Origin of the sequence: Microcoleus sp. D3_18a_C4 (genome assembly GCF_036702415.1) — a bacterium.
In the GTDB taxonomy this organism is placed as follows: domain Bacteria; phylum Cyanobacteriota; class Cyanobacteriia; order Cyanobacteriales; family Microcoleaceae; genus Microcoleus.
Map to the genome: position 1 here is coordinate 31,196 of NZ_JAUBTI010000013.1, position 14,241 is coordinate 45,436.

Below are 14,241 nucleotides of genomic sequence, written 5' to 3' on the forward strand. Positions count from 1 at the left end.
CCGGAATTGATATTATGTGTTCTGGACTGAAACCCACTCTACTTTTGACAGTAAAAATTGCTAATTACTTGCTAATTAATGAATCAAGCAACGGGTGTCATCTTCTGTCTTGCCTACATTTTGGGATTGATTTCTACAGCGGTTTCTTGGGGTAGATACGCGATACTTGCTTTGGGAATAGCGGTAGCGATCGCCCTGCCAAAATTGTTGCGAAAATATACTAAAACTTCTGTCCAAGTTACTAAGAAAAGACGCAGCAGACAAAAAGAAAATGCTCTTGAAGAACCCTTAGATGCGAGGGAAGAATTGAGTTTGTTGGAGAGGCTGCCGAGAGCGAAATGGGTGTGGGCAGTTGCGGGTTTGCTGGCATTTCTAGCTAGCGTTTATTTTGCAGTTCGATCGCCCCAACCGGCAATAGATGACATCAGCAAACTGATCCCGGCGGTTGGAAACACTCAAGAAGTGGCAGTGACAGTTCGCGGTAGAGTTGTCAGTACGCCTCGATTGACTCGATCGGGTCGATCGCAATTTTGGCTAGAAACAGATTTAGTTAGCGAAATCAACGGCGGCGAGGGAGGAGTAGTTGTCAACCGCCCAGTATCAGGCAAACTCTACGTTACAGTGCCCCTCCTGCAAGCAACAAGTTTGTACGCCGACAATACGATCGCAGTTGTGGGCTCCTTGTACAAACCGCAGCCGCCGTCGAATCCGGGGGCTTTTGATTTTCAAGCATATTTAGCCAGAGAAGGAGCTTTTGCAGGGCTCAAAGGGCGTCAGATTGATTGGAAGAGAGAAAATGCGATCGCGGATGTAAATCGAGTTAACAACCAAGCGGATGCTTTCTGGGAGCCCAGCGGGATGCAGCCATCGAAAATTCAAGCGATGCGGCAGCGGATCGTGCGATCGCAACTATCGCAGTTAAATGTTCCCGAAGGGCCCTTGATCAGTGCGATCGCCCTCGGCAAACAAGCAGTAGATTTACCTTACAACATCCGAGACTATTTTGTGCAGGCTGGATTGGCCCACGCGATCGCAGCTTCCGGCACTCAAGTTTCGATGGTTTTGGCTTTAGTTCTAGCTTTAACCAGGCGTTTTTCCAAACAATTGCAATTTAGCTTTGGCGTCGGTGCTTTATTTTTGCTCGTGGGATTAACTGGCTTTGAACCATCAGTATGCCGCGCCGCTTTGATGGGATTTGGAACACTATTTGCTTTGGTGCTCAGCCGCCAAGTTAAGCCGCTGGGATTGCTGTTAATGGCTGCTACTATTTTACTGCTGGTTAACCCTTTGTGGATTTGGGATTTAGGTTTCCAATTGAGTTTTTTGGCGACTTTGGGGTTAATCGTGACAACGCCCCCGCTGATGGCAAAGTTGGACTGGATGCCGCCCGCGATCGCTTCGATTGTTGTGGTTCCGATCGCGGCTTCAGTTTGGGTGCTGCCGCTGTTACTTTACGTTTTTAGCGTCGTATCACCTTACAGCATTTTAGTTAATATTATTGCGGCTCCTTTGCTGTGGATTTTGAGTATTGGGGGGATGGTTAGCGCTTTAGCTGGATTGATTTTTCCGCCGGCTGGCAGTGTTTTAGCGCAACTGCTGGACTATCCGGCAAAGGGGTTAATTGCGATCGCCGAATATTTCTCGCAATTACCCGGTAATTCGGTAGCTGTCGGTCAAGTATCGGTGTTTCAGCTAATAGCGCTTTACAGTTTAATTTGCTGGGTTTGGATCGGGGGAAGTTCGGCAACGAGCACTGTACGGGATGTAACGGATAGAAGGAGGAAGGAAGAAAAAAGAGGGAAGCCGGAAGCAGTCAGAGGAAAAAACCAAGAAAAGGGGAAAGGGAAAAAGGGGAAAAGTAGAGTTATTGCGCTGCCGAGTTTTTCATCTGCTTGGATTTTACCGCTGGCGGTTGTGGCGGGAACTGCTATCATAGTTTTGCCAGCTTGGCACGTTCAATCATCTTTATTTCAAGTTACTTTGCTGGCGACATCTGGTGAGCCTGTTTTAGTAATTCAAGATAGGGGAAAAGTGGCGCTAATTAATAGCGGTGATGAAAATACCGTAAGGTTTACAGTGTTGCCTTTTTTGCAGCAGCAAGGAGTTAATTCTGTGAATTTTGCGATCGCCACTCACGGTCATTTAGGATTGAGCAGTGGTTGGGGAAAATTACTAGAACGCTTGCCAATTAAAACGTTTTATGATAATAACGCTCCGAAACAAATTTACCGTAGCAACAATCAGGAATTTATGACGGCTGTGCAATCTCGCCAAGGCGTTTACTTTCCTTTAGAAACTAACAGTACAGTTGATCTGGGTTCGACGCGGTTGCAGTTCGTGAATGCGGAGATTCCGGTGGTAGAATTCCTGGTGGGAAATCGAACTTGGTTGCTCGTCGGTGAAATGACACCGGAAGCGCAAAAAAAATTGGCAGCAACGGGAACCTTGAAGCCGGCTCAAGTGCTGTGGTGGTCGGGAAAAACCCTGACGGCTGAGTTATTGGGCGCGGTTGGGCCGCAAGTGGCGATCGCATCTGCTGACGAAATCGACCCAGAAACCGCAGCCCAACTGCGCCAAAGCAAAACTCAGATATTCTGGACAGGGCGCGACGGAGCCCTCCAGTGGACTCCAGCAGGGGGATTTAAGACCACTCTGGAATCGGAAGAAAATCAAACTTCTTTTTTATAAGGATTTACAATGTGGCGCACTGTGCGGTAAAATAATTTTAGCTCGCATCTCAAGTTAATTGGAGAGGTGGCAGAGCGGTTGAATGCGGTAAACTCGAAATTTACTTTAGGGGTGACTCTAACGTGGGTTCAAATCCCACCCTCTCCGTACATCTCAGCGTCAAGCGTCAAGCGCGCACCTTATTAACCTAGGGTGCGCGCACCTTATCATGTTATGAAATTCAACTCCACAATCTCAGTAGCATGATAGCGGTTTTCATTTGGGTAAGGTAGAGGCTGAAAATCTCCAGGGAACTCTTAACTCAAAACCGGGCACAAAAAAAGCGAAGAGAGTTGGTAAAGCGGGCGGTTGCAAACCGCTGTCTCAATCACCAATAAGGTGCGGGCGGAGGATGGGGGAATTAGTCGAGATTCTTTGTTTCCCTAGTCCATAGTCGCTAGTTCCGAGCACGAAAACTCCTAGCCTATTGCTCGTTCCCCGTGCCCCGTTTCCTGTTTCTTCTAATAACGTGGCTCGTAGTTGCGAGGCGGCACTAATTGCGCTAGATCCCTACTACGAATTGCTCACGCCGGAATAGAAATAACAAACTCCGAACCCTGACCCAGGGAAGAATTCACCACTAATGTACCTCCATGTTTTTCCACAACAATTTGGTGGGCTATAGACAATCCTAATCCAGTTCCTTGACCCACAGACTTGGTAGTGAATAAGTGGTTAAAGATGTTTTCCTTGACTTCGTTTGACATCCCCACTCCATTATCCTTAATGCAAATCAAAACCTGAGTTGGGTCTTCGCTCAGAGCAGTTTGAACCGTGATTCGATTAGGTAGGGCTTTAATTTCACTAAAACTCCGACCCTTATTTGACTCCTCCAGAGCGTCAATGGCATTAGCCAGCACATTCATAAATACCTGGTTCAACTGTCCGGGAAAGCATTTCACTAGGGGCAAGTTACCATACTCTTTCACAATTTCAATGGCAGGGCGGAACTCGCTGGCCTTTAAACGGTGCTTGAGAATTAGCAGAGTGCTTTCAAGTCCATCGTGAATATTGAAAGAAACTGGTCGATCGCTATCAGCCCTAGAAAACGTTCTCAAACTCGTACTGATATTGCGAATGCGATCGACTCCTTCCTTCATCGAGCCAATCAATTTGGGCAAATCTTCTCGCAAATACTCCAAGTCCATATCCTCAATTTCTGTTTCAATTTCCACTCCCGGATGGGGAAATTTTTCTTGATACAAATCAATCAAATTGAATAAATCCCCCACGTATTCTTGAGCTGGTTGCAAGTTGCCGGCGATAAAGCCTACAGGATTGTTAATTTCGTGGGCTACCCCTGCGACTAAATTTCCCAAAGCAGACATTTTCTCACCCTGCACCAATTGCAGTTGCATCTGTTTGAGATCGTGGATAGACTGCTCTAGTTTTTGGGCATATTCCTGGGATTGTTGATAGAGTCGGGCGTTTTGTAAGGAAATTGCTGCTTGGGAGCACAGGATGTTGAGGATGGCGACGCGATCGCCCGTGAATACCCCAGTTGCTAAATTATTTTCCAAATACAAAATCCCCATCATTTTCCCTCGCTCGCTGATCGGAGTGCAAAGCACGCTCTGAGGTTGCTGTTGGACTATGTAGGGGTCAGATGCAAATCTTGGTTGATTGCTAGCATCATCAAAAATAAGGGTTTCTTTTGTACGTTTGACGTAGTTGATTAGGGTGAGAGGAATTACTTCGCTCTCCTCAACCGGAATAGATTGCAGAAGGCAGTCTTGACGGTTTGTGCAGTGGACGTTTATCCTCCAGTTTCCCTCTTCATTCAAAATTAATGCTCCGGTTTGTGCTCCGGCATTCTTCACCACCACTTGCATGAGGGTAGTGAGCAATTGATCGAGTTTAATTTCGCTAGATAGAGCTTGAGAAGCTTTGATAACGGTCGGCAAATCTACTAAGCCCCAACTGCTGGTGCTACCGATAATTGTTCTATTCGTGTTAGATAGGGATGATTCACTATGGGTCGATGTGTGAATTATTTCGCTCGGATTCGGGCGAGTTCGCTCCTGTTGCAGGATCACAGCAAGCAATTGGGGATAGCGCTGTTCTAGATGGTCAATCTTTGCTTTGGCTCCCCAACGAGCGTAAGCATAGTAAGCATCAATTAAATAAGGTTTTGCCAGTTTTTCTTTGCCCCATTCTAAGTAGAATTTGGCGGCTAGTTCGTGAGCCAGTGCTTCTTCGTTGAGGTATTCGTTCTCTTTGGCGAGGGCAATAGCCTTGTCGTACATCTCGATCGCTTCTATTTTTTGGTTTAAAACCCGATGCCGTTCTGCCTCCACTATATAAAATTTATGCAGATGATTCATGGGGGCATGATGCGCCCATTTTTGGATTTTTTCTTGATTAGCTTGTACTCGGTCGAGAAGTTCCTGTTGTTCTGACTCTGGAGTCTCAGAATACACCGCCAACCTCACTAGAGAATCGTAGAAATAGAAGATGGCAACAGTTATCTGGCCTGAAGCTGCGCTCAAATAACTTTCTATCTGAGCCATATTTTTAAAGGCTTCAGGGTAATTTTCCAACAGATAAGAAAGCACAAGTTTGTGCAAGTATAAGTAATGAATCCCCAGGTAGTTATTGGTTCGATGATACAGTTGCAGCATTGTCTCTTCGTCGTAGGCTTCTCCCTTTAAATGGCATGGATCTTGCGATAGTCCTATCAAGTTCAAAACGGCTTGCCAACAAATTTTTTGATAAGAAAGTGCTGCGTCCTGGTGAATTTTACTAACGGCATCTGCGTAGCTTGCTATCTCTCGTTCGAGTTGCGTTAGTTGCCGGCCAATAAAATACGAATAATAACTGTATTCATAGATAGCATAGCCAGCAAATTCTAACTCTCCAGTTTCCAGCCCACAAAAATAATCTGACAGCAAAGGTTGTAAGGTATTTCTGAGGTGTTCTTTCCAAGGTTGAATGCCAGAATGCACCATTGCGGATGTCTTCGCTTGGATTTCTTTGGCATTTAATTTTGACACTAGACGTAAAGCAAGTTCACCTAATTGATAGCCCCGCTCAATATCTCCCATCCCACAGAGAAGAAAACTATATATGGCAAAAGCATAGGGTGACAAAGAAGCATTGCCATATTGGACAGATAAATTGACCTGTTTGCAAACTACCAAAGGCACGAGTGGCGGCAGCGCTACGTAGGCAGGAGAAAATAGGCTTGACAGAATCGTTATAGTTGCTAGTTGTTGAGGATCTGTCATCAGAGGAAGATCGATTAAGTCCTCAGTTCCCTTTCCGCTCAACATTGACGCGGTTTCTCCTAGTGCCTGTCCGATATCAGAGAAATTGGGATCGGAGGGAAACTCTACCCCCAAGTGCTTTAAGACTGGCAACCCTGTATTCAGGGCTTCCTGTAGCTTATTTTGCGCCATACAAGCTTGCATCTGGACTTCATATACCTTCACTTTGTCCAGTAGGGTTTTGGCGCAGCTTTCCACGACTGAGGCTAATGTCTCCATCCGGTCAAAGTCACCGCTTAGATATGCCGCCTCGGCTGCTTCTGTATACAGCGCTAATGTTAGTTCGTACTGATTCTGCCAACTATTTGCTGTCAGTAATTCCTTGGCAATATTGAAATATTCAACCGCTGCAGCATAAGCGGTAGCACCTTTGGCTTTCTTTCCAGCAACCAGATTCAATCGTGCTAAGTGCTCGCGTTCTGCCTCCGGAGTAATTAGCTCAACTCCCACATTTAAGTGATTGACAATATCAAAAATTCTTTCTTCTCGCTCGGCTTCTGGCGTATTCTTTAATAACAGTTGACCGATTTTTAAGTGAGTAGAGCGCTTTTGGGATTCAGGAATGAGGGAATAAGCTGCTTGTTGAACGCGATCGTGTAAAAAATTATATTTGGGTACTTGGTCATGGGTAATTAGTAATTGGTCATATTTCTTTCCCTGAGCGATTACAGATTCGCTATTTCCCTCTGCTTGATAAAACTTATAAACTTCGCTAATGGGTAAAATTAGCCCGTCTTGTAGTGCCTTCCATAAAGCCGATGCGGTTTCTTCTGGCGAATTTTCATCAACAATTGCTAACGTCGCCAAATCGAACTGATTGCCAATACAAGCAGCTAACTTTAAAACTTCCTGTGTTTTGGCTGGCAACTTTCGCAACTGAAGTGCCATAAATTCTACAACATCATCTGTTAGTGCCAAGGTTCGCACTCTAGCAATATCGCACTGCCAATACCGAGCGTCAAAATTAAATTCAATCAGCCCATCTTCATGCAAACATTTGAGGAATTGTGTGCTGAAAAATGGATTGCCTTGGGTTTTTTGATAAACGAGTTCTGTCAAAGGCTGAGCCAACGCTGTAGAACAAGCTAGAGTATCGGCAACTAAACAATTTACGTCGGCTCGCTCAAGTGGTGCTAAGGTAATAGTATTCACCTTTGCTTCAGTTTTTTGAATTTCTGCTAACGTCAGCATCAATGGATGTGCTGGAAAAACTTCGTTATCCCGATAAGCTCCAATTAAAAAGAGATAGCGGTTATCAACGTCGCTCATCAGCAGTTGAATTAATTTTAACGAGGCTGAGTCTGCCCATTGCAAATCGTCCAAAAAAAGCACTACAGGATGGTCTTTTGTTGTGAAGACTTGAATGAATTTTTCAAACAACAAATTGAAGCGATTTTGACCAGCACTTCCCGAAACTTCGGGGACTGGCGCTTGCTTTCCGATAATACGTTCTAGTTCAGGAATGACTTCAACTATCACCTGAGCATTCTCGCCCAAAGCAGCCAAAATTTCCAACTTCCATTGTTCAAGTGTAGCATCGGTCTCCGATAGCAATTGTCCCATTAAATCGCGAAAAGCTTGGACAAATACTGTAAAGGGAAGGGTGCGTTGAAATTGATCGAATTTTCCTTTAATAAAGTAGCCTCGCTGTCTCACAATTGGTTTGTGAACTTCGTTAACGACAGCGGTTTTGCCAATGCCTGAGAAACCGGCAACGAGCATCATTTCGGTGCTTCCGGCACTGACGCGCTCGAAGGCCGATAGCAGGGAGAATACTTCGCTTTCTCTACCGTACAACTTTTCTGGGATGATGAAGCGATCGCACAAATCTCGCTCCCCTATTTTAAAATTAGTCAGCGCTGCTGTCTCTTGCCACTGGAATAAACAAGTTTCCAAATCAAACTTGAGTCCTAGAGCACTTTGATACCTATCTTCAGCATTCTTCGCCATCAGTTTGCTAACAATTTCAGACAGCACCAATGGAACGCTTTTGTTAAGGTGATGGACTGGAATAGGCTGCTTGGCAAGGTGACAGTGTACTAACTCTATTGGATCTTCGCTTTGGAAAGGCAACTGTCTCGTCAGCAGTTCGTAGAATGTAACTCCCAGCGAGTAGAAATCTGTGCGGTAATCAATGCCTCGGTTCATTCGCCCAGTTTGTTCGGGAGATATGTAAGGTAAAGTGCCTTCAAGCACGTTGGGATTTTGAATTTCTTGGGTTTCGCGCGGTAGCAGGGAAGCGATGCTGAAGTCAATCAGCTTGACTTGTTTGCTGCTGGGGTTAATGAGAATGTTGGCGGGTTTGAGGTCTTTATGGATGACGTGGTGGTGATAAAGTCCGTCAAGGGAGTTGGCAATTTGAATGGCAATGGGAAGAAACTCGTTAACGGGCAAGCCTTCTAGGGGCTCCTGGCTAGCTTCTGCTAGACGAGCGAGGTAGCTACTTAAGGAAATTCCGCCAAAGTCTTCCATCACCAGAGCATAGTGGTTGTGGTAAGTCTCCAGGCTGTATGCCTTGACACTGCCAGGGATCTCTAAGTTTTTAGCAATGACGTATTGGTTGCGGAAGTGAACCAGCTCGTTGAAGCTGGGAAAGTCATTTCGCAGCAGTTTGATCGCGACGGGTTGCCCATTTTCCGAGCGAATGCCACGATAAACTAGAGTTCGATTACCTGCGTATATTTGCTCGTTAATGTGATATCCTAGAACAAGATTTGTTATGCTAGCCATATCTACGTATTCCTACTGCTTCTGTCAAGTCTGAAGCTTCTTATAGTTGATATCTACTATTGTCCCTCTATCTGCTGTGCTATTCATTAATTACATTTTTCTTAACATATTTTGGGAGTTCAAATTATGAAAAAGGGATTTTAAAAACCCCACTTAATATTTTATGTAATAGCTGTTGATACTTCAGTTGAGACTAAGTAAAAAATGACTTAACTAAGGCTGATTGAATGACCGCCGTTCATGGCAGAGGAACTTAAGACGCTAATCAGGTACTTAAGAGTGTTTTTGCGAGCGATGCTTGAAGGCGATCGCCTTCAAGGATCTAATATCTAGTTTAGATCGTAATTTAATGTCATGAGTAGAATTCGGGCGGCTCTGGATTTAAAGCCGCAAGCAGAGGAAATCGAGTTGGTTCGCCAGATTGCGGATCGCTTGGGAGTCGGCAGATGGCAAGGTGAATTATTTGCCCCGATGCCACCACAAGCTGCCCAACTCTCAGAAGTGAATCAGGCATTAAATGCCAAAGTTCAGAAGCGGACAATGAAACTAGCCCAAGTAAATCACCCACTGCAAGCAGAGATGAGGGTTCGTCAGCGATCGCTCGCGGGATCTGGCAATTGAGGCAGCGCCGCAGGCAGTCGGCTAAGTTTTTTTTTACAAGTTTTTTTACTTATATCGCTACGCCAACGGACGATCGCCCCGACGATTTCCGATCGCGGTTTTCATTTCGGTGAGCTAAAAAACCCGGTTTCTGAGCGTCTGATATCGTTTCCAGTTGGATGGGAATGATAAAGTCAAGGTCGCACAATTCCACATTCCCCCACGGACGACTCCCCACTCCGCACTCCCCATCATGTATGAGTGTTACCGGAATTGATATTATTTATTTACACACAATTTTAGGGCAGAGTGAGTTGATTAGCAAATTACTTTTTAATTGTGCGCTAAGCATATAAAATTCAAAAAATCCTACTACAAACATTGGATTTCTTTACTTATTCCAATACCTGCGCCAGTGAAACAAATTCTCCCATAAATTGCGCGAAAAAGTATTGCTGCCCAAGCGCTGCGACTCCCAAACAGAAGCAGTTTGACCGTTAATTGCCGAAAAACTCGACCAAATATAAGGAAGTTGGGCGATCGCCTCAACCTTCATCCCGTGACGCACAGCCAAAGCGATCGCGTGAATCAACTCAGCAGCTTGAGGCCCCACAATACTCGCTCCCAAAATCTCCCCGTTGCGACGCCCGACAATCTTACAAAAACCAGTTGTATCCCCAGACATTTGAGCTCTTTCAACATTCTTGAAATATTCCCGACAAACAATGAGATCGTCTCCAAAACGGCGCCTTGCTTGCGCTTCAGTCAAGCCAACCCTCGCCAATTGCGGATCGGAAAAAATCGCCCAAGGAATCCCGCGATAATCTATTTGAAACATTGGCAAAAACAAAGCATTTTTCACAGCAACCGCAGCTTCGTAATTAGCGATGTGAGGGAACGGATAACCCCCAGCAACATCGCCGATCGCGTAAATGCGGTGATTAGTTGTTTGCAGCTTTTCATTTAAAATAACCCCCCGATAGCTGAATTTAACCTTAGCCGCTTCGAGATTTAACGATGAAAAATTGTGTCCTCTACCTGCAGCCAGAAAAATCTCCTCAGCTTCGATCGCCCTTGGCCCAGCTTGAATCCACTTTTTACCCTCAATCACCCTAGCTTGAGTCACCTCAGTTGCAGTCAGAATCCGCACTCCTTCAGCTTCCATTCCAGCTTGCACCAAACCAGCAGCCTCCCGGTCTTCTTTAGCCAAAATGTGCGAACTTTTCACCACCAAAGTAACAGCAACCCCCAGGCGAGCAAAAGTCTGAGCCACTTCGACACCGCTGGGATCGGCACCGATTACAGCCAAACTTTTAGGCAACTCTGGAAGTTTTGCTAATTCCCCGACAGTTTCCGAAGTAAAAAAGCCAGCAGACGAAAGTCCTTCAATATTGGGAATCGCCGGCAGAGTTGGACAAGCTAGCAAATAACATAGCGATCGCAATTTTCGCCCGCCGACAACAAAAGCCAAATCCGGTTTCGCAACAAACTCGCCGTTGCCAAAAATAACATCGACCCCGCGAGCAGCCAAAAGGCCGAGAGAATCAATCTCTGACAAATTAGAAACAACATCATCTGCCCACTTGAGAACCCCGTCAAACCGCAATTTGAGCGGCATGGAGGAATTCGCGACTTCCCAGCGAACCCCCAACTGCTGGCGGCCGATCTGCTGGGCAAAACGAGCAGCCTCCCTCAAAGTTTGGCTGTATCTCAAACCAAGGTCGATCGACTCTTTCCCCCCAGTCGGCAAATCTTGGGAATTACTTAGCGGTTCCACCAAAGCAACGCGGGCCGGGAAATTAGTTGCAGTCAAAGCAGCATAACGTCCGGCCGGAGTTCCACCAATAATCACTAAATCATAGTCAAGCATAAATAAAGAAGTCAATCGATTTTAGATTTTAGATTTTAGATTTTAGATTAAAGAATTGAAGCATTGACCACGGATAAATTCGAGGGGCAACTTTCATCGGATACAGGTTTTTTATTTCTGGACGGATGAATCCGGGGGCGGGTATCCTGGATGCTTGATTGTCAGTAGTCAGTAGTCATTAGTCAGTAGTCATTAGTTTAGGACGATCGGTGCGCGGGGTCAGAAACCCGGTTTCTTCCTAGATACTTCGCTGCAAAATCCAAGATTTATCAGAGAAACCGGGTTTCTTGGGAAGTGCGCTCCAACGACCAATAAAATCGGTTTGTCAACTTTTATTGGTTGTTAACAGTCAACCGTCAACCGTCAACTGACAACCGTCAACTGTCAACCGTCAACCGTCAACTGTCAACTGTCAACTGACTAATGACTTCTTTAAGTCCAGCAATCAGTCGCAGATTGTCCGCCTTGGAACGCACAGCCACCCGAAAAAACCGATCGCCCAACTCAGGAAAACTCAAACAATCCCGAATCAAAATCCGGTGTCGTTCCAACAGACTTTTTTGAATAGAAGAAACCGACATCGACGACTCAACCAACAAGAAATTAGCCGCCCCGGCAATTGGCTGCAAACCCGGCAAATTAGCCAAACCCTCAAATAGCTCTCGGCGAGCAACAGGCAGCCAATCCCAAGTTTGCCGCTCAAAAACAGTATCTCGCACCACAGCAGCAGCAGCAGCAGCAGCCAAAGCATTTACAGGCCAAGGATCGCGCAGCAACTGCCAGCGGCGCAGAATATCGGGATGGGCGATCGCGCAGCCCAACCGCAGTCCCGGCAGAGAATAGAATTTAGTGAGCGATCGTAAAATCACCAAATTCGGAAACTCCTCAACAGCATCGATCAAAGTTTCCTGCTCAGAAGGGGGTAGAAAGTCCATAAAGGCCTCATCCACCACCACCATAGCTAACTGCTTCAAATAAGGCAAAATCGCCTCCCTACCAAACAGCAAACCCGTAGGATTGTGCGGGTTGTTCAGGAGCAAACCTCGTCGAGAGGGGGCATCGAGAGCAAGAGGAACCGGGAGACGGAGAGAAGGGGAGACAAGGGAACGGTTAGAAACCGACAAATCATCGGTTTCTAACCGGCTTCCAGTCCCAACGTCCAACGATTTCAGATCCAACTCAGATGTGGCACCATTCTCAATTACTTGTTTAGGAACAGGCAAGATGCCTGTTCCACAAAATTCATCTCTTGTGGAATGGGCATCTTGCCCGTTCTTGACAATGGTGCAAGATTTAAGATCCAAAGGACAATTCAGCACCTGCGCGCCGAAAGCCGAAAGAGCCCGCGAGTAATCGCCAAAAGCCGGAGTCACCAAATAAGTCGCCTCCAGCTTCGACAAATCCCAAGCCGCCCAAGTCAACAATTCCGCCGAACCATTCCCCGGCAAAATCCAATCCCGGTCAACATTCAAAGCCTCACCCAAAGCAGTCCTGAGCTCCCCATAATCTGGGTCTGGGTAAGCCGTCAGACTGCTCAAGTGTGATTGAATCGCAGCCAGGGCCGACTCAGGAGGGCCCAAAGGACTGATACTCGCAGAAAAATCGACAATAGCAGAGGCAGGGCAGCCTGCCAGTGCGGCTGCCCAAGCTAAATTCCCACCGTGTACAGGTCTAATCAAGACTCAGTTCGCCAGCTATTCTGCGTTTTTCGGCGGTGCAACTCTGTCCTTAAACAACTTCCCTGCGGAAAATGCAGGAACTCTGGTTGCCGGGATTTCCATCTTGTCACCAGTTTTGGGATTGCGACCCTCGCGGGCCTTGCGTTCCCGCGACTCAAACGAGCCAAAACCGACCAGCGTCACCTTGTCGCCATCGGAGACAGCTTCCATGATTGCTTCGAGGGCGGCACTCAAAACAGCATCTGCCTGTTTTTTCGTCACGCTAGCCTTTTCCGCGACTGCATCAACCAATTCACCTTTGTTCATTGCGAACTCCTTCTGGATTTGCAAAATTACGTTAAACAGAGTTAGTTCAACTATTAGCTGTGAGTTATCAACTGGATTGAGGTGTGGATTGGGAGGTTTGGGTGGTTCCCGATTGCTCCCGTCCGCTTCCCCGAATCACAACTCCTGCTGAATACCAATTACCCTAGGATAATTGGTCAGAAAAGGAATTTTTGTTTCTAACTGCTGAAAACCCCACAGCATCTAATTTTCACTGCATTATTCTAAAGTCTTGCCGACCGTTATGGATCGGTGGAACCTTTAATTTATATGGAACTTGGTAATTTTTGTAATTAATCCCAAAATTTAGGTAAAAAAATACCACATTGGAGAGAAGATTTCTCGCCTCGGTGGATTTGAAAGCATAAAAAAAGAAGAAATAGAAAGAATAAAATGTAATTTGTCAAGGGCTAAAGGAAAAGTTTTTTCCTTCTTCCTTCTTTCTTTCCCCTCTTTCTTTCCCCGTGGGGCAGGGCTGTTTCATTCTCCCGAAACCCGCCAGGGACTGAAGTCCCTGTCTCATAGCTGAAGTCGTCTGAAGACGACTGAAAGAGTGATTGATAGTCCTTTTGCATAGGACTAATCAGTTCTTGAGTCCTCTTTGAGAGGACTTTCGCTTTGAGGCAGGGGTTTCAACCCCTGTCGGACTGTCGGACTCAGGGGAAAGAGCGTGGAAGGTTGAGAGCAATGCCTTCTTCCACCGACAGGGACTGAAGTCCCTGTCTCATAGCTGAAGTCGGTTAAAACCGACTGAAAGAGTGATTTATAGTCCTTTTGCATAGGACTAATGAGTTCTTTAGTCCTCTTTTAGAGGACTTTAGCTTTGAGGCAGGGACTTCAGTCCCTGTCGGACTGTCGGACTGTCGGACTGTCCGACTCAGGGGAAAGAGCGTGGAAACTTGACAGCAATGCCTTCTTCCACCGCCAGGGACTGAAGTCCCTGTCTCATAGCTGAAGTCGTCTGAAGACGACTGAAAGAGTGATTTATAGTCCTTTTGCATAGGACTAATGAGTTCTTTAGTCCTCTTTTAGAGGACTTTAGCTT

7 protein-coding genes and 1 tRNA gene are annotated in these 14,241 nt (G+C 46.1%); 3 read left to right on the forward strand and 5 right to left on the reverse strand.

Annotation, left to right across the window (positions count from 1 at the left end; translation table 11 throughout):
- Positions 1-78 precede the first annotated feature (78 nt).
- Positions 79-2,688 (forward strand): ComEC/Rec2 family competence protein, encoded by a 2,610-nt coding sequence (locus QUB16_RS09300; RefSeq protein ID WP_333315690.1) that lies wholly within the window; start codon positions 79-81, stop codon positions 2,686-2,688.
- 60 nt (positions 2,689-2,748) lie between these two features.
- Positions 2,749-2,835 (forward strand) — tRNA-Ser (locus QUB16_RS09305).
- A gap of 416 nt (positions 2,836-3,251) precedes the next feature.
- On the opposite strand, the gene QUB16_RS09310 is transcribed toward QUB16_RS09305, so the two are convergent.
- Positions 3,252-8,723: an AAA family ATPase gene (locus QUB16_RS09310; protein ID WP_333315691.1), complete on the reverse strand. Its 5,472-nt coding sequence runs from the start codon at positions 8,721-8,723 to the stop codon at positions 3,252-3,254.
- Positions 8,724-9,077: 354 nt separating this feature from the next.
- Between QUB16_RS09310 and QUB16_RS09315 the strand changes: the two genes are divergently transcribed.
- Positions 9,078-9,344, forward strand: coding sequence for a hypothetical protein (locus QUB16_RS09315; protein ID WP_333315692.1), 267 nt, complete (start codon positions 9,078-9,080; stop codon positions 9,342-9,344).
- A 49-nt stretch (positions 9,345-9,393) separates the two neighbouring features.
- Here the strand turns inward: QUB16_RS09315 and QUB16_RS09320 are convergent, their stop codons facing one another.
- The 4 genes from QUB16_RS09320 to QUB16_RS09335 all read right to left on the reverse strand — a co-directional run bounded on the left by QUB16_RS09320 (position 9,394) and on the right by QUB16_RS09335 (position 13,196).
- On the reverse strand, positions 9,394-9,561 hold the full coding sequence (locus QUB16_RS09320) for a hypothetical protein (protein ID WP_333315693.1): 168 nt from the start codon (positions 9,559-9,561) through the stop codon (positions 9,394-9,396).
- Between the two features lie 153 nt (positions 9,562-9,714).
- Positions 9,715-11,193: an NAD(P)/FAD-dependent oxidoreductase gene (locus tag QUB16_RS09325; protein ID WP_333315694.1), complete on the reverse strand. Its 1,479-nt coding sequence runs from the start codon at positions 11,191-11,193 to the stop codon at positions 9,715-9,717.
- Positions 11,194-11,591: 398 nt separating this feature from the next.
- Positions 11,592-12,872, reverse strand: coding sequence for a threonine-phosphate decarboxylase (locus QUB16_RS09330; RefSeq protein ID WP_333315695.1), 1,281 nt, complete (start codon positions 12,870-12,872; stop codon positions 11,592-11,594).
- A 15-nt stretch (positions 12,873-12,887) separates the two neighbouring features.
- A complete protein-coding gene (locus tag QUB16_RS09335; RefSeq protein ID WP_278187376.1) occupies positions 12,888-13,196 on the reverse strand; it encodes an HU family DNA-binding protein in 309 nt (102 codons plus the stop codon).
- Positions 13,197-14,241: the final 1,045 nt, after the last annotated feature.